Source organism: Nonomuraea sp. NPDC003707 (assembly GCF_053587055.1).
In genome coordinates, this window is record NZ_JBSFNK010000005.1 from 16,153 (window position 1) to 31,362 (window position 15,210).

The 15,210-nt window shown below is 72.2% G+C and carries 18 protein-coding genes; 5 read left to right on the forward strand and 13 right to left on the reverse strand.

Going from position 1 to position 15,210, the window contains the following annotated elements; all coding sequences use genetic code 11:
- Nucleotides 1-8: 8 nt before the first annotated feature.
- Together ACWDRB_RS14035 and ACWDRB_RS14040 are read left to right on the forward strand one after the other, a co-directional pair.
- Nucleotides 9-764, forward strand: a complete 756-nt coding sequence (locus tag ACWDRB_RS14035; protein WP_449893775.1) for a MauE/DoxX family redox-associated membrane protein — start codon at nt 9-11, stop codon at nt 762-764.
- A gap of 37 nt (nt 765-801) precedes the next feature.
- Nucleotides 802-1,248, forward strand: a complete 447-nt coding sequence (locus tag ACWDRB_RS14040; RefSeq protein WP_449893777.1) for a hypothetical protein — start codon at nt 802-804, stop codon at nt 1,246-1,248.
- A 50-nt stretch (nt 1,249-1,298) separates the two neighbouring features.
- Here the strand turns inward: ACWDRB_RS14040 and ACWDRB_RS14045 are convergent, their stop codons facing one another.
- From ACWDRB_RS14045 to ACWDRB_RS14105, 13 genes are all read right to left on the reverse strand, one after another.
- Entirely contained in the window at nt 1,299-1,919 is a 621-nt protein-coding gene (locus tag ACWDRB_RS14045; RefSeq protein WP_449893779.1) for a VOC family protein, read from the reverse strand.
- Entirely contained in the window at nt 1,916-2,491 is a 576-nt protein-coding gene (locus ACWDRB_RS14050; protein ID WP_350728545.1) for an alkylhydroperoxidase domain protein, read from the reverse strand. Before ACWDRB_RS14050 ends, ACWDRB_RS14045 begins: the two co-directional genes overlap by 4 nt.
- Nucleotides 2,488-3,078, reverse strand: coding sequence for a CMD domain protein (locus ACWDRB_RS14055; RefSeq protein WP_449893781.1), 591 nt, complete (start codon nt 3,076-3,078; stop codon nt 2,488-2,490). Before ACWDRB_RS14055 ends, ACWDRB_RS14050 begins: the two co-directional genes overlap by 4 nt.
- Nucleotides 3,075-4,067 (reverse strand): putative FMN-dependent luciferase-like monooxygenase, encoded by a 993-nt coding sequence (locus tag ACWDRB_RS14060; RefSeq protein WP_449893783.1) that lies wholly within the window; start codon nt 4,065-4,067, stop codon nt 3,075-3,077. The genes ACWDRB_RS14055 and ACWDRB_RS14060 overlap by 4 nt, the downstream gene beginning before the upstream one ends.
- Entirely contained in the window at nt 4,064-5,602 is a 1,539-nt protein-coding gene (locus tag ACWDRB_RS14065) for a dipeptide ABC transporter ATP-binding protein (RefSeq protein WP_449893785.1), read from the reverse strand. Before ACWDRB_RS14065 ends, ACWDRB_RS14060 begins: the two co-directional genes overlap by 4 nt.
- Entirely contained in the window at nt 5,599-6,390 is a 792-nt protein-coding gene (locus ACWDRB_RS14070; RefSeq protein WP_449893787.1) for an ABC transporter permease, read from the reverse strand. The genes ACWDRB_RS14065 and ACWDRB_RS14070 overlap by 4 nt, the downstream gene beginning before the upstream one ends.
- Nucleotides 6,387-7,334 carry an ABC transporter permease gene (locus ACWDRB_RS14075; protein ID WP_449893790.1) on the reverse strand — a complete coding sequence of 316 codons (948 nt, stop codon included), beginning with the start codon at nt 7,332-7,334 and terminating at the stop codon, nt 6,387-6,389. The genes ACWDRB_RS14070 and ACWDRB_RS14075 overlap by 4 nt, the downstream gene beginning before the upstream one ends.
- Entirely contained in the window at nt 7,316-8,947 is a 1,632-nt protein-coding gene (locus ACWDRB_RS14080; RefSeq protein WP_449893792.1) for a TIGR04028 family ABC transporter substrate-binding protein, read from the reverse strand. Before ACWDRB_RS14080 ends, ACWDRB_RS14075 begins: the two co-directional genes overlap by 19 nt.
- A gap of 108 nt (nt 8,948-9,055) precedes the next feature.
- Complete coding sequence (locus tag ACWDRB_RS14085) at nt 9,056-9,442, reverse strand: RrF2 family transcriptional regulator (protein ID WP_364244150.1); 387 nt, start codon at nt 9,440-9,442, stop codon at nt 9,056-9,058.
- A 59-nt stretch (nt 9,443-9,501) separates the two neighbouring features.
- Nucleotides 9,502-10,443: a sulfite exporter TauE/SafE family protein gene (locus ACWDRB_RS14090; RefSeq protein ID WP_449893795.1), complete on the reverse strand. Its 942-nt coding sequence runs from the start codon at nt 10,441-10,443 to the stop codon at nt 9,502-9,504.
- Nucleotides 10,444-10,500: 57 nt separating this feature from the next.
- Entirely contained in the window at nt 10,501-11,067 is a 567-nt protein-coding gene (locus ACWDRB_RS14095; protein ID WP_449893797.1) for a HEAT repeat domain-containing protein, read from the reverse strand.
- A gap of 1 nt (nt 11,068) precedes the next feature.
- Nucleotides 11,069-11,380 carry a hypothetical protein gene (locus ACWDRB_RS14100; protein WP_449893799.1) on the reverse strand — a complete coding sequence of 104 codons (312 nt, stop codon included), beginning with the start codon at nt 11,378-11,380 and terminating at the stop codon, nt 11,069-11,071.
- Between the two features lie 307 nt (nt 11,381-11,687).
- Nucleotides 11,688-12,248 carry an NADPH-dependent FMN reductase gene (locus ACWDRB_RS14105; RefSeq protein WP_449893801.1) on the reverse strand — a complete coding sequence of 187 codons (561 nt, stop codon included), beginning with the start codon at nt 12,246-12,248 and terminating at the stop codon, nt 11,688-11,690.
- 122 nt (nt 12,249-12,370) lie between these two features.
- Here ACWDRB_RS14105 and ACWDRB_RS14110 point away from each other — a divergent pair, with 122 nt between their 5' ends.
- From ACWDRB_RS14110 to ACWDRB_RS14120, 3 genes are read left to right on the forward strand one after another with little or no spacing between them, the layout of a single operon-like run.
- Complete coding sequence (locus tag ACWDRB_RS14110) at nt 12,371-13,315, forward strand: AraC family transcriptional regulator (protein ID WP_449893803.1); 945 nt, start codon at nt 12,371-12,373, stop codon at nt 13,313-13,315.
- Between the two features lie 52 nt (nt 13,316-13,367).
- Nucleotides 13,368-14,588, forward strand: a complete 1,221-nt coding sequence (locus tag ACWDRB_RS14115; protein ID WP_449893805.1) for a hypothetical protein — start codon at nt 13,368-13,370, stop codon at nt 14,586-14,588.
- Nucleotides 14,589-14,631: 43 nt separating this feature from the next.
- The gene (locus ACWDRB_RS14120) at nt 14,632-15,210 is read left to right on the forward strand and encodes a TetR/AcrR family transcriptional regulator (protein ID WP_449893807.1); all 579 of its coding nucleotides are present in this window, start codon (nt 14,632-14,634) and stop codon (nt 15,208-15,210) included.

The window sequence follows — 15,210 nt, forward strand, 5'->3', positions numbered from 1 at the left end:
CATTGAGCATGCACGGGATCGCCGCGACGCAGCCGTACGTGATCGCCCTGTTCCTCGCCTGGGCAGGCCTGATGAAGCTGTTCAGCCGGCGGATGCGGGTACAGGCGGGGCAGACCGCCCTGGCCCGGCTGGTCGGCGCGGCGCGCGCGGTCCCGGCGCTCCGGATCGTCGGGGTGGCCGAGCTCGCGGTGGCCGCCGTCCTGCTGCTGCCGCCCGTCTCGCCCTGGGAGGGCGCGATGGCCGCGCTGCTCTCCGCCGGGTTCCTGGCGTATCTCACCTATTCGTACGTGGCCGCGCCCGCCGCGTCCTGCGGCTGCCTCGGCGCCCACTCCAAGCCGGTGGACGTGCGGGCCTTCGCCCGCGCGGGGCTCCTGCTGGCCGCGAGCCTGCTGGCCGTCCCGGCGGACCCGGGCCCGCCGCTGGTGGCGCTCGGCCTGGCGGAGGCCGTGGCCCTGATGGCCCTTTCGGCGGAGCTGGACCGCTACTGGCTGACCCCCTTGCGGCAGCTGCGCGTACGGCTGCGCGGCCCGCTCGCCGCGCCACTGTCGGAGCACGTCCCGCTGGGCGCCTCGCTGCACGTGCTCTACCGAAGCCCCGCGTACTGCTCGGCGTCCGCGCAGATCACCTCCGACGTCCAGGACACCTGGGACGAGGACGGCCTGCGGTTCGTCGTCTTCGGGGCCCGCGAGCGCACGGCGGTCTTCGCCGTCCCCCTCGCCGGGAGTGACCCCTCGCGCGTCCTGGTCACTCTCGTGGGCGCCTGACCCGGCACCACCATCCATCACCCGAAAGGTCGACGCCATGCGATTACGTGCTTGGCTCGCGTCAGGGGCGGTGCTCGCCGCCGGCCTGCTGACGGCTCAACCCGCGATCGCGGCCCAGGCCGCGGTCCCCTTCCACGCCGACTCCGGTGACCAGTGCCTGCGCGGGGTCACGGAGGGGACCCTGGAATGGGCCGAAGCGCCTCTCGTCAAGGTGGACGGCTTCCTGGCCGACGACGCGCCGATCTCGTCGTGCGCCCCTGACGGGATGTACTCGCAGGCCACCTTCTCCGCCTACAAGGGCACCACCCTCGTCGACTCCGAGGCCGTCAAAGCGGACGACGCCAAGGTCGCGATCGCCTTCGCGCTGTCCGACCCGGCGGGGGTCACGGCCATCGATCGTGTGGTCGTGCAGGTGTGCCGGTTCAGCAGCACCCCGGTCGGGATCAGCTACTGCGGCAAGGCCGCCGAGTACAAGGCGCCCTGAGCCGTGGGAGGACCCGTGCCCGTCCGCGCGGGGACGGGCACGGGTGATCGTCAGCTCAGGGTCACGAGGCCGCGGGGGGTGTCCAGCACCGCCCGCAACGCCGCTTCCGGCCCCTTCGAGACCTCCAGCTCCGCGTCGATCGCGGCCAGCTCGCGGCGCAGCGCGTCGGGGTCGGGGTGGGTGGCGGTGAAGGAGGCCAGCCGCAGTTGCGGCAGCCCGGAGGCGGCCGGGTGCGCCGTCCGGCCCCAGTCGATGAGGAACGGCACCGGGTTGATCGCCGCCGGGTCGGCCCACCTGGTCAGGCGCCACTCCAGCAGCGTGCCCGCGGGCGTGCGGCGCGAGAGCGGCTGGACCTCGCCGGGGTCGACGCCGAGCGCGCGGGCCCGCCGTACCGTCTCGTCGATGTCGTCGGGCCGCACCGCCCACCCGGCGAGCCGGGGCGCGGTGAGGGTCTCCAGGCCGAACGCGCGTGGCCGCGCGCCCGGCGCCGCCGGATCCGGGCCGATGATCTCCAGGTACGCGGTGGGGCCCAGGCCGACCAGGTAGTTGGCGGTTCCGCCCGGGTGGCTGCCGCCCGGCGCCGGAGTCACGCCGGCGGCCTCGGCGAACGCGATGACACCCGCGGCCAGGTCGGGCACCGCGTAGACGAGGTGGTCGAGCTCCGCCGTCATGACGCGGGCTCCTCGACGGGCTCGCCGAGCGAGAGCATGAGACGGTTGGCCCAGTTGAAGAACGCGGCCGCGTGGATGACGTCGCTGATCGCCAGGTCGTCGAGCCCGGCCGCGCGCAGCGCCTCGACGTGGTTCGCGCCGAACTCGGCCGGGGTGGCGGCCAGGGCCACCGAGGCGTCGATGATCGCCTGCCACTCACCGTCCTGGGGCGCGTTGACCCCTTCGTCGAGCAGCCGCTGCACGTCGTCGGCCCGCTTGGAGTAGTGGGCGGCGAAGCGGGCGTGCACCGAGGCGCAGAACACGCACCCGTTGCGGCGCGAGGTCGCCGTCGCGGCCAGCTCGCGCCCGGCCCGCGGCAGCCCGCCGTCGGCGTTGTAGAAGATGTCGTTGTCGGTCCTCGTCCTGGCCTGCAGGATCGCCGGGTCCCTGGCCAGGAGCAGGAAGTACGGCGACTTCGCGCGGGCCTTGTCGACCAGCGCCTCGTAGTGCTCGTCGGTCAGCTCGTCCGTCTCCAGGGGCGTCAGCCAGGGCTCCCACCCGAGCTGATCCCGCGTGAACGCCAATTGAGTCATGAGGTCGCTCCGTTCTGCAGGTGACGCAGCCCGGCCACCACGCGGATCTGGAAGGTGAGGAAGGCGACGAGCTGCGACAGCGTCACGACGCCCGTGGCGCTCCAGCCCGCCCGGGCCAGCGCGTCCAGGGACTCCCGCCCCGCCTCTCTGGGGCGGAACACGAGCAGGTGGGCGTGCTCGAACGCGGCGGCGAGCCGTACGCCGAGGTCCCCGGGGCGCCGCGCCCGGTAGCGCAGCCCCTCGTCGCTCTCCACCGACAGCGGGCCCTCGCCCGGGTAGACCCCGTACGGCCCGGTCGTGGCCCCGGCCGAGACCTCCGACTCGACCGCCGCGAGCAGCCCGGGCGAGAGCTCGGCCAGCCGGTCGGCGTAGAAGCGGGCGATGCCGGGGTCGTCGTGCAGCCCGGCCACGAAGGCGGCGACCGCGTCCCGCTCGACGAGTGTGATCTCCTCCTCCGTCTCGGGGCTGAACAGCGCGTCGTAGCTGCGCTGGGCGTGCTCGCGGGCGGCGGGCCGGCGGGCGCGCAGCCGGTCGAGCGACGAGCCGGGCTGGATGCCCGCCAGGTGGTCGATGACATCGGCGATCATGTGGTGCTCAATTCTGTGGAGGGGACCCAGCCGAGCGCGGGCGCGACCTCGGTCGCCAGCAGCTCGATCGAGCGGAGGACGAGCGGGTGCGGCGGGTCCACCGAGTGCACCTGGAGGACCAGGTCGGTGACCCGTTCGAGGGTCGGGTCGGCCTTGAGGCTCTCGATGACGTCCTGCGGCGTGCCCACGTGCACGTCGAACGCGGCGATGCGCCGGTCGAGGTCGCTGTCCGGCAGCTCGAACGGCAGCCGCCCCTGCCCGAGCCCGAGTTCGGCGTAGCGCAGCGCCTCCGCCCGGCTGTCGGCCACGAACGCGGTGCGGGAGGCCATGATCCGCGGGGCCGCGCCGGCCGGCAGGTGTTCGAGGTAGGCGTCCACGATGGGCCGCTGGATCTGGGCCAGCGTGGCCTGCGGGTCGTCGGCCGGGCGGGGCTGCGTGCGCGAGAGCATGAGCCCGTGGCCCGCCTGCCCGGCGCGTACGCCGCCGCCGACCGAGAACGTCGCCTGCCAGACCGCCTCCAGCAGCCTCGGCGCGGGCGGGTAGAGCCGGTTGCCGCCGCCGAGGTCGCCCCCGGACCAGGCGTTGAGCAGCACCGCCAGGTGCTCGGCGTAGACGGCCGAGCGCTCCGCGCTGTCGTGCCCGAACGGCGCGAACGACGCGGGCGTCCCGCCGCTGCCCACGCCGACCTCCAGCCGCCCGCCGGTGAGCAGGTCGAGCACGGCGGTGTCCTCGGCCACCCGCACCGGCTGCTCCAGCGGGAGTGTGATGATCCCGGTGCCGAGCCTGATGCGGCTGGTCCGGGCGGCCACGTGGGCGAGGAACACCAGCGGCGCGGGCAGGCCGCCCTCCGCGCCGTCGAAGTGGTGCTGCGCGACCCAGGCCGTGTCGAACCCGTACGCCTCGGCGTGCGCGATCTGCTCGGTGGCCAGCCGGTAGCGCTCGCCCGCGGGAACGTCGTCCAGCAGCCGGGTGAAGAAGCCGAGCCTCATATCGCGGGCTCCGGGATGGCGGCCAGGAGCTCGCGCGTGTATTCGTGCCGGGGGTCGGTGAAGACCTGCCGGGTCGTTCCTGATTCCACGATTCTTCCCTTGTTCATGACGGAGACGGTGTGCGAGATCTGCCGCACCACGGCCAGGTCGTGCGAGATGAAGAGATAGGTCAGCCCCAGGTCGCGCTGGAGCTGTTCGAGCAGGTCGAGGATCTGCGCCTGCACGGTGACGTCGAGGGCGGAGACGGCCTCGTCGAGCACGACGACCTCGGGCCCGGCCGCCAGCGCGCGGGCGACGGCCACCCGCTGCCGCTGCCCGCCGGACAGCTCGCGCGGCCTGCGGGTGAGCACGTCCCGCGGCAGCGCGACCCGGTCGAGCAGGTCGAGCACGCGGGCGCGCCGCTCGGCCCGGTCCCCCAGCCGGAAGTTGCGCAACGGCTCCTCCACGATGTCGCCGATCGGCTGCCGGGGGTCGAGCGACCCGTACGGGTTCTGGTGGACGAGTTGCACGTGCCGGCGGAACCCGCGGCCCTCCCCCGCCCCGGCGATGGTGACCGTTCCCGAGGTGGGCTCGGCGAACCGCACCACCATCCGGGCCGTGGTCGTCTTGCCCGAGCCGGACTCGCCCACGAGCGCGTGCGTGGTGCCGCGGGCCACCTCGAACGAGACCCCGTCCACCGCCCTGAACCCCTTGAACTCCTTGACCAGGTCGCGCACCACGATCGCGGGCTCGCTCCCGGGAGGGGGGTCGCGGAACGGGGACGCCGACAGCGACGGAGCGTCGTTCAGCAGGCGTTTCGTGTAGTCGGCCGCCGGGGAGGCCAGCACCTCCGGCGTCCGGCCCTGCTCCTCGATCCGGCCGCCCTTCATGACGACCAGCCGGTCGGAGCGGGCGGCGGCCACGCCCAGGTCGTGGGTCACCAGCAGCAGCGCGGTGCCGGACTCCGCGCGCAGGTCGTCGATGAGGTCCAGGATGCGCCGCTGCACGGTGACGTCCAGGGCGCTGGTGGGCTCGTCGGCGATGATCAGGCGGGGTTCGAGCGCGATCGCGATGGCGATGAGCACGCGCTGGCGCATGCCGCCGGACAGCTCGTGCGGGTACTGGCGGGCCCGCGCCTCGGGGTCCGGCAGGCCCACGCGGGCCAGCAGGTCGACGACCCGGCTCCGGATCGCCCGCCGGTCGCCGCGCCTGTGGATGCGCAGCACCTCGGCGATCTGCGCCCCGACGGTCTTGACCGGGTCCAGCGAGCTGGACGGGTCCTGGGGGATCAGGCCGATCTGCGCGCCGCGTACCGACTCCATGCGCTTCGACGACCAGGACGCCAGGTCGGCGTCGCCCAGCAGGATCCGGCCCGCGTCCACGGCGCCGTTCGAGGGGAGCAGGCCGATGACGGCGTGCGCGGTGGTGGACTTGCCCGATCCCGACTCGCCGACGACGGCGACGACCTCGCCGGGCTCCACGGTGAAGGAGACGCCCTCGACCGCGCGCCTGCCGTCGTAGGAGACGGCCAGGTCGCGGACCTCCAGCAGGCTCACTCGTGCCTCCCGATCGAACGGCTGATGCGGCCGGCGGCGAGCACCACCGCGACCACGACGGCGCCCGGCAGCGTGGTCAGCCACCATGACGTCGCCAGGTAGTTGCGTCCCTCGGAGATGAGCAGGCCCCACTCGGGAGTGGGCGGCTCGGCGCCGTACCCGAGGAAGCCGAGCGTCGAGATGGCCAGGATGGCCATCCCGAACTGCAGCGCCGCGAGCGCGATGACCGGGCCGAGCGAGTTGGGCAGCACGTGCCGCCACAGCACGGCCGGGAACCGGCCGCCGCTGCCGAACGCGGCCTCCACGTAGTCGGTGCGCCGCACCCGGACCACCTCCGAGCGCGACAGCCTGGCGAAGGCCGCGACCGAGCCGACGCCGACCGCGATGGCCACGTTCACGGTGCCGGGCCCGAGCAGGATGATCACGGTCAGGGCCAGGAGCAGGCCGGGCACCGACAGCAGCACGTCCACGATCCGCATGACGGCCTCGTCCGGCACCCCGCCGACGGACCCGGCCAGCAGCCCGAGCAGCGTGCCCAGCACCAGGCCCACCGCCACGGCCACGAACGCGCCCGACAGCGAGTGCACGGACCCGTGCACCACCCGCGCGAACAGGTCGCGTCCGACCGCGTCGGTGCCGAACAGGTGGTACGCGCTCGGCGCCTGCAGCTTCTCGGCCGGGACGCCCGCGATCGGGTCGTACCCGGTGAACAGGCCCGGCACCACGGCCCAGAACAGGGCCAGGCCGATCACCGCCCACGCCAGCGCCGGCCCGCCCCTGCGCTTCACGAGGCCGCCTTGAGCCGCGGGTCCAGCACCGGGAACAGCACGTCCACCACCAGGTTGACCAGCACGAACACGGCCGCCGCGAGCACCACGACGGCCAGCATCACCGGCGTGTCCTGCGCGTTGACGGCCTGCTCGGTGAGCCGTCCGATGCCGCCGCGCCCGAAGACCGTCTCGGTCACGACCGACCCGGCGATCAGCTCGCCCAGCGTCAGCCCCGCCACGGTCAGGGTCGGCAGCACGGCGTTGCGGGCCACGTGCCGCCACAGGATCCACCACCGCGAGGCGCCCTTGGCCGCCACCACGGGCACGAACGCCTGCGTGGAGACCTGGTCCATGCTGCGCGCCAGCACCTGGGCGATCGGCGCGGAGATGGGCACGGCCAGCGTGAGCACCGGCAAGATGAGTTGCTGCACCGGCCCGCCGCCGATGACCGGCACCAGCCTGAGCCGGAACGAGAACACCTGGATGAGCAGGATGCCCAGCCAGAACGCCGGGACGGACACGAACACCGACGGCACCGACAGCAGCGCGTTCCTGATCCAGGAGGTCCTGCTGTAGCCGGCCGCGAACGCGATCAGCACGGCGATCAGCACCGCCAGCGCGAACGCGGCCGAGGCCAGCTTCGCCGTCTCCGGCAGCGCCTCCCCCAGCCGCTCGACGACCGGCGTGCCGGTGTCGATCGAGTAGCCGAACGAGCCGCGCAGGAAGCCGAGCAGGGTGTTCAGGTAGTCGAGGAGCGGCGGGTCGCCGGCGCCGTAATAGGCCCGGATCTCGGCGATCTGCTGCGGTGACAGGCCCAGCTCGGGGTTCTGGAACTTGATCAGGATCGAGTCGCCGGGCAGCAGCTGCAGCAGCACGTAGCTCGCCGTGAAGGCGATCCAGAGCACGAGCGCCGCCTGCCCGACCCGGCCGAGCAGGTACCTGGTCACTGCTGCGACTTCCACACCGAGTAGAACCACGGCCTGGCGACCGCCTCGAAGGCCACCCCCTGGACGTACGGCGCCCCGCCGTAGACCTGCGGCTCCTCGAAGAGCGGGATCGCGTAGCCCTGGTCGAGCACGTATCGCTGGATCTCGGCGACCTTGGCGTTGCGCTTGGCGACGTCGGGCTCGGCCGACTCCTCCTCCAGCAGCTTGTCCAGCTTGGCGTCGTCGGACAGGATGACGTCGCGGTTCTTGCTGTGGAAGTGGCTCTTGATCACGTCCTGGTCGGCGCGCCCGACCATGCCGTGCTGGACGGCGGTCTTCTCGGCGTTCTTGATGTCCACGGCCTGGGTGCCCGCGTCGGCGGGGCGGATCTCCAGCTTCACGCCGAGCTTGGCCCACTGCTGGCCGACGAGTTCGAGCGTCTGCTTCGACAGCGGCTGCGGGCCGGAGACGAACACGCCGAGTTGCAGCGGCACTCCGTCCTTCGCCCGGGTGCCGTCGGCGCCTCTGGCCCAGCCCGCCTCGTCGAGGAGCCGGTTGGCCTTGTCGGGGTCGTAGGCGAGGTCCTTCGACAGGTCCACGTAGCCCTGCGCCAGGTGGCTGAGCACCGAGGTGGCCGGCGGGTAGCTCGCGGTGAAGAGGGTGTCGACGACCTCCTTGGCGTTCGTGCCGGCCTGGAGCGCCTTGCGGACCTTGACGTCTTTCAGGATGCTGTTGCGCGGCCGCAGGTAGAGGCCGTTGTTGACGCCTCGCGTGGGCTCGGCGTAGATCTGGAAGCCCGCGTCCTTGACGGTCTTCTCGTCGTACGCCTGGACGTACCTGACGAAGTCGGCCTGGCCGGAGGTGAGGGCGCCGACGCGCACGTTGTCCTCGGGCGTCACGATGATCTTGATTTCGTCCAGGTACGCGCGGCCCTGGTGCTTCGACGACGGCGGCGCCCAGTTGTAGTCCTTGCGCGCGACCAGGTCCACCTCCTTGTCGACGACCTGGTTCTTCAGCGTGAAGGGGCCGGAGCCGACGATGTTCTTGAGCTGGCACTGCTGCTCGTACGGCAGCGAGATCGTCTTCTTGGACACCAGCCCGGCGCCGATGACCGAGGTGCCCTGGAGGAAGCCGGGCGACGGCTTGTCGAAGTGGAAGCGCACGGTCAGCGGGTCGACGACCTCGCTGCGCTGGTAGTTGTTGACGAACTCGGCGACGGGCAGCTTGAGCTTCTCGTCGCCCAGGCCGTACACGTCGAAGTTGGCCGCCACGGCGGAGGCGTCCAGCGGGCTGCCGTCGCTGAACGTCACGCCGTCGCGCAGGTGGAACGTGTATTCGGTGGCGTCCTTGTCGACCTCCCACTTGCTGGCGATCCACGGCTCGATCTCGAGCGTCTTCGGGTTCTGCCAGGTGAGCTTGTCGGTGATCTGGTTGAGGATGCCGCCGTTGGGATAGAACCCGGCCGCCGGCAGGTAGAGGCAGGTCGGGGGCTGGTGCTCGAGGTAGGTGAGCGTGCCGCCGAAGACGGGCTGCCCGCCGCTCTTCGCCGTCTGGGCAGCTCCGCCACCGCCACAGGCGCCGAGAAGCCCCACGACGGCGAGCATCGCGGTGCTCGCCACGGCTGTGGTGCGCAGTCTGGAGGATGACATGGGAGATCTGCCCTTCGTTGTACGGGAGCCATCGGCGTAAACCACTATAACCTACCTATAAAGCAGGAAATAGAGATAACGCACCCGGGCATGCCCGCCTCAGGAGTGCTATGCGGGCTCGGCGGGGTCCACGACGTCGGCGAGGGTGATCTCGCCCAGCAGCGCGTCCTCGTGGCTGCGCAGCTGGGCCCAGATCGCGGCCAGCGGCGCGGCGGCCTTCGGGAAGGGACGGGTCGCCTGCTCCACCCCTTCGGTGACGCGGATGATGTCGGCCAGGGCGATCTCCTTGGCCGGGCGGGCGAGCCAGTAGCCCCCGTCGGGGCCGCGCTGGCTGTTGATGAGGCCGGCCCTGCGGAGCTGGAGCAGGATGTTGTCGCAGAAGCGGCGCGGGATTTCCTGGCTGGCGGCGATCCATTCCGCGTGCACCGGGCCGTCCGCCACGGCCAGGGCGAGCATGGCGCCGAGCGCGTACTGGGTACGGGCAGAGATTCTCATAGGCATCAATGCGTCGGGCTCGGCTCCCCCACGGGAAGCCGAGCCTGCGCGCGCGGGCCTCAGGCGGAGGCCGTCTCCTCCTCTGCCGTCGCACGGGCCTGCAGCTCGGACTCGACCGCCTCGACCGACTCGTTGGCCTTGTCGCGGCGGTACTCGCGGACCGACCAGGCGATGGCGGCCACCCAGATGACGGCGATGACGATGTACGCGACCGCCTGGACGCCGCCGGAGGCCTTGATCCAGTCACTGCGCAGCAGGCTGCGGACGTTGGTCAGCACGATGACGCCGCCCACGGCCGAGCCGAGGATGCGCGGCGGGATGTGCCGGACGAGCCAGGCGGCGATCGGCGCGGCGATGACGCCGCCGAGCAGCAGCACGGCCACCCAGGCGAAGTCGATGTTCTCGGAGCCGATGCCGACGAAGAAGCCGAGGCTGGCGGCGATGGCGACGAGGAACTCGCTCGCGTCGACCGAGCCGACCACCTTGCGCGGGGCCAGGCGGCCGCTGGCCAGGATGGCGGGGGTGCCGACGGGGCCCCAGCCGCCACCGCCGGTGGCGTCCACGAAGCCGGCCACCAGGCCGAGGGGGGCGAGGAAGCGCCTGCGCAGCGGCTTGCCCAGGTTGCCGCGCGGCAGCCCGAAGGCGGTGAAGCGGATGAGGATGTAGACGCCCAGCGTGAGCAGGATGAGCGACATGACCGGGGCGGCTACCTCGGTCGAGAGACTGGACAGGAACGTCGCGCCGGCGAAGGCGCCGATCGCTCCCGGGATGCCGATCTTGGCGACGACCTTCCAGTCGACGTTGCCGAAGCGCCAGTGGGAGATGCCCGAGGCGAGCGTGGTGCCGATTTCCGCGAGGTGGACGGTCGCCGAGGCGGCCGCCGCATTGGTGCCGATGGCCAGCAGAAGCGTGGTCGACGTGACGCCGTAGGCCATGCCCAGGCTTCCGTCGACGAGCTGGGCCGCGAAACCGACCAGCCCGAGCAGGATGAGCGCTCGCACAACCGCCCCTTTCCCTATCTTTCCTACTATCCAAGTAGGGTTAAGGATTTATGAGTTTCAAGATCGAGTCAAGTCATGGAGCGCTCTTCGTGTGTAAGCCCGTACGTCGGCGTCCGGATCGTCAATGACGGTGCGCAGTCCGGCGGCCGCTTCGGAGGTGGTCGCCCAGGGGGTGAGGGCGAGCACGGAGGCCTTGCGTACGTCCTGGTTGGCGTCGGAGAGGGCCGCGACCAGCGCTTCGATCGCCGTGGCCGGGTCGGCGGCGGCCAGGCAGCGGGCCGCGCCCACGCGTACCTGCCAGTCGGGGTCCTCCAGCCCCTTGACGGCCCGTGACTCCAGCGGGGCGCCCGCGGCGCCGGACGCCTCCAGCGCGGCGGCCCTGACCAGCGGGTCGGCATCGTCCGCGAGCACCGCCAGCGACCCTGTCGATCTGCCGATGAGGCCGAGGCCCTTCGCCACCCATACGCGCACCTCGCGCGACGGGTCGGCGACGGCCGTGGCCACCAAGGCGGCCTCGTCGAGCGAGACCAGCCCGCGGATCGCCTCGATGCGCACCCGGCGGTCGGGGTCGCCGATCCCCGCCGCGAACGCCTCCCGGCCGCCGAGCCGCGGCGCGCACAGCACGTCAAGCGCAATAGCCCGAACGCCTCCCGGTCGCCGAGCGGCAGCGCGCGCAGCACGTCGAGCGCGATGGCCCAAACGCCGCCTGGCCGCCGAGCCGCAGCACGTCGAGCGCGGCGGCCCGGACGACCGCGTCCGCGCCGGTCAGGCACCCCGTCAGGGCCACGCCCAGCGAGGGTTGGCGCAGCACCTCCGCCAGCTCCCTTAGCCCGGTCGCCGCAGCCCGCCGCACCGTGCCGTGGCCCTCCCCGAGCGCGGCGACCAGCGCCTCCCCGCCCCCTCGGGGACCGCGAAGCCAGGCGCCCAGCCATACCATGCCCCGGCGCCGCCGCCATCCCCGCTACCACTCCGCGACACCGTCACTCCCGCGCCGCCATCCGCACCATCACCCCGACACCGCCATCGCCCCCGGCGCAGCCATCCCCATGGCGCCGCCCCTACGCCGCCATCCCCCGAGTCGGCTTCCGGCGTAGCGCCGGGGGCGGCTCCCGGCACTTGGCCCACCCCGCCACCCCAGCCCTCTCGAACCGCGAGTGCCGGGGTGCGGTGGCTCGTCGGTGGTCGGCGAGTTCGCCGGGCCGTAGCCGTACCACCGAGAGCCGGGCGCGATCGCGGATGCGTGGTCAGGCCGCCCGCAGCGGGCGGAGGGCGCCGCCCCAGGCGAGGACCTGGTCGAGCATGACGCCGAGCTTGTCCTCGTGCACGGCGGCGGGCTTGAACGCGGTCATGTTCTCGAAGTCCGTGAAGATCGAGAGCGCGACCTGCTGCTGCACAGTGGCCACGCCGACATTGGAGAGGACGTCGCGCAGGTGCCCGACGGCCTGGACCGCGCCGCCCACCCCGCAACCCACGAAACCGGCCGCCTTGTTGGTCCACTCCGCATACAGGAAGTCGATGGCGTTCTTCAGCGAGCCCGGGATCGAGTGGTTGTACTCGGGCGTCACGAAGACGAACGGGTCGAAGGATGCGATCTTCGCCGCCCACTGCTTGGTGTGCTCGTGCGCGTAGTTCCCCGCGGCGGGGTGCTGCGGCTCGTCCAGGTTGCCCAGGGCGTAGTCCTTCAGGTCCACCAGCTCGTACTCGGCGTCGCCGCGCTTGGCCGCCAGCTCGTGGACCCACTGCGCCACCGCCTCGGCGTTGCGGCCGGGGCGGGTGCTCCCCATGATGATGCCAACCTTGATCATGTCAATCGGTCCTCTCAGCGAGTCAGGAAATGCCTGACCAACAGTAGGAGCCGAGATTGAGATATCCAATGCTTCAAACACTACTTTTTATACGCGAGAGTCTCCGGCCTTAGACTAGTGACATGGATGTGCTGAGCGACGTCGTCGCCCTCATGCGTACCGGCCGCCCGACCTCCGTGCGCATCTCCTGGCGGGCCCCCTGGGGCAAGGAGTTCCCGAAGGTGCCGGGGTCCGCCGGCTTCCAGATAGTGCTGCGCGGGTCCTGCTGGCTCATCCCGCCCGGCGGCGAGCCCATGCCGCTGAGCGTGGGCGACGTGGTCTTCTTCCCGCACGGCGACGGGTACGGCCTGGCCGACACTCCCGGTACGCCGCTCGCCGCGCCGGTCTGCGACCCGTACCTGGAGGCCGAGCTGTTCGCCTCGACCATCGAGGGCGGCGACGGGGCCGAGACGGTCACCCTCTGCTGCGGCTACCAGCTCGACCCCACCAGGACCCACCCGATCCTGAACGCGCTGCCCGACGTGATCCACCTGCCGACCACGCTCGGCCACCACCCCGAGCTCCGGGCCGCCGTCGAACTGCTCGCCGGCGAGATCGACAACCCCCGGCCGGGCGCCGACACCGTCGTCACATCCCTGCTCGACGTCCTCCAGCTCTACATCCTGCGCGCCTGGTTCGACCTGGAATCCGACGCGTGCAGGGAGTCGGGCTGGGCCGCCGCGCTGGCCGACCCGGCCATCGGCCGCGCGCTGGACGCCATCCACCGCGCCCCCGCCCACCACTGGACGGTCGAGTCGCTCGGCGCCCACGCCGGGCTCTCGCGCGCCGGCTTCGCCCGCCGCTTCACCTCCCTCGTCGGGCAGCCGCCGCTGGCATACCTCACGTGGTGGCGCCTGGCCACGGCGGCCCGCATCCTGCGCGAGTCCGACGTCTCGGTGGCGGAGGTGGCGCAGCGGGTCGGGTACGGGTCGGAGTTCGCGTTCGGGAACGCGTTCAAGCGGCAGCACGGGCTGGCGCCCGGGAAATACCGCCGCCAGGTGGGCGAAGAGGCGCGTACGGCCTCCTGAGATTTGGGGGGTGGCTGGGGCAGATGGGGATCAGCTACCCCACAATGGAGCAATGGCATACCCTCCGCAGCCTCCCCCGCCCCAGCCCCAGCCGGAAGGCCCGTGGGGCGCGCAAGGAGCGCCGCAGGGGTACGGCCCGCCACCCGGCCAAGGCGGCCCTCCGCAGCCCGGCTACGGCCAGAGCCAACCGGGATACGGCCAACCCGGCTACCCGGCCCCACCCGGGCAGGGCGCCCCGCCACCCGGATACGGGCCCACTCCTGGGCAGGGGGCCTCGCAGCCCGGGTACGGCCCGCCGAGTGGGCAGGGGGTCCCGCCGCCCGGGTACGGGCCGCCGAGTGGGCAGGGGGTCCCGCCGCCCGGGTACGGGCCGCCGAGTGGGCAAGGTGGCTACGGGGCCGGGCAGGGGCAGCCGCCGGGATCGGGCGGGCCGCCGTACGGCAACCCGACCGGGCCCCAAGGCACGCTGCTGCTCCCGGCCCCAGGCCCCGTCCCGGGCCCGCCACTGCCCCCGGCTCCGCCGCAGAAGGGCACCAACGCCCTGGTCATCGGCCTGGTCGTGGGCCTGGTCTCGGTCCTCCTGCTCGGCGGCGGGGTCGTCGCGTTCCTCTACATGCGCGACTCCGGCCAGAAATCGCCCGTCGCGCTGCCGACCGCCGACCCGGTCCCCACGACCACGACGGCACCGCAGTCCGACCCGCCGTCGGCCGCCCCGTCGGACCCGCCCACCTCCGAGCCCGCCGAGCCCACCCCGGCCCCCAGCGACACCAGCTCCAGCACCTCGAAGCGGGTGGATCCCGGCTCGCCGCTCACCGACGACGAGTTCGAGGACTGGGACTTCAAGCTGGGAGACGTGAAGCTCCAGGCCAAGAAGGTCGCCGGCTGGACGTACGACAGCTGCGACCCGGTGGACGGCCAGGGCGTGCTGGCCAAGAACAACTGTCAGCGCGCCGTCCAGCTCGCGTACTCGGCGAACGGCGGGCACATCAAGGCGGTCCAGCTCCTGCTGTCCTTCCCCAGCGAGGGTGCCGCCAAGACCATGGCCACGCGCCTGGCGTCGCTCACCTCGGACGCGGTCAAGTGGCGCACGGACAGGACGCTCAAGAGCTACGCCTACGGCAAGATGCGCTCGGGCGCGTCCAAGAAGTACGTGGTCATCACGGTCCTCACCGCGGACAAGGCCGCCAAGCCCATGGCCACGTACTACCACCAGTACCTGCAGAGCGACATCGCGAGCTACTTCCTCTTCCGCGACCTGACCATCACCAGCTGACTGGAGCAACGCTAGGACTGCTAGTCATGCTAGCGTGCGAGGTATGTCGATAGCCGCCCGCCGAGCACGCGAACGCGCGCAGCGCCACCAGCTGATCATCACCGCCGCCCGCGAACTGGCCGAGTCCGAGGGATGGGACGCCGTGACGACCCGGCGCCTGTCGGAGCGCGTCGAATACAGCCAGCCGGTGCTCTACAGCCACTTCAAGGGCAAGGACGCCATCGTGCGGGAGGTGGCGATCGAGGGGTTCGTGGAGCTGGCGAACAAGCTCCGGGCGGCGCGAACGGCGGGCGGCGACCCCCAGGCGGTGCTGCGCCGGGTGGCGACGGCCTACCTCGGCTTCGCCCGCACCCACAGCGCCCTGTACGAGGCCATGTTCGTCATGCCCGTCGCCATCCCCTTCGCCACCGACGAGACGCCGGAGGAGCTGCGGGCGGCGTTCGGGGAGTTCGTGCTCGCACTGGAGCCGGTGGCCGGTGAGCACCATCCCGGCGTCTTCGCCGAGGTGGTGTGGGCCTCCCTGCACGGCCTGGCCACCCTGGCCCACGACCGGCGGATCCCGGCCGAGCATCAGGAAGCCAGGATCGACCTGCTCATCGAGCACCTCACCCGGCCCGCCTGA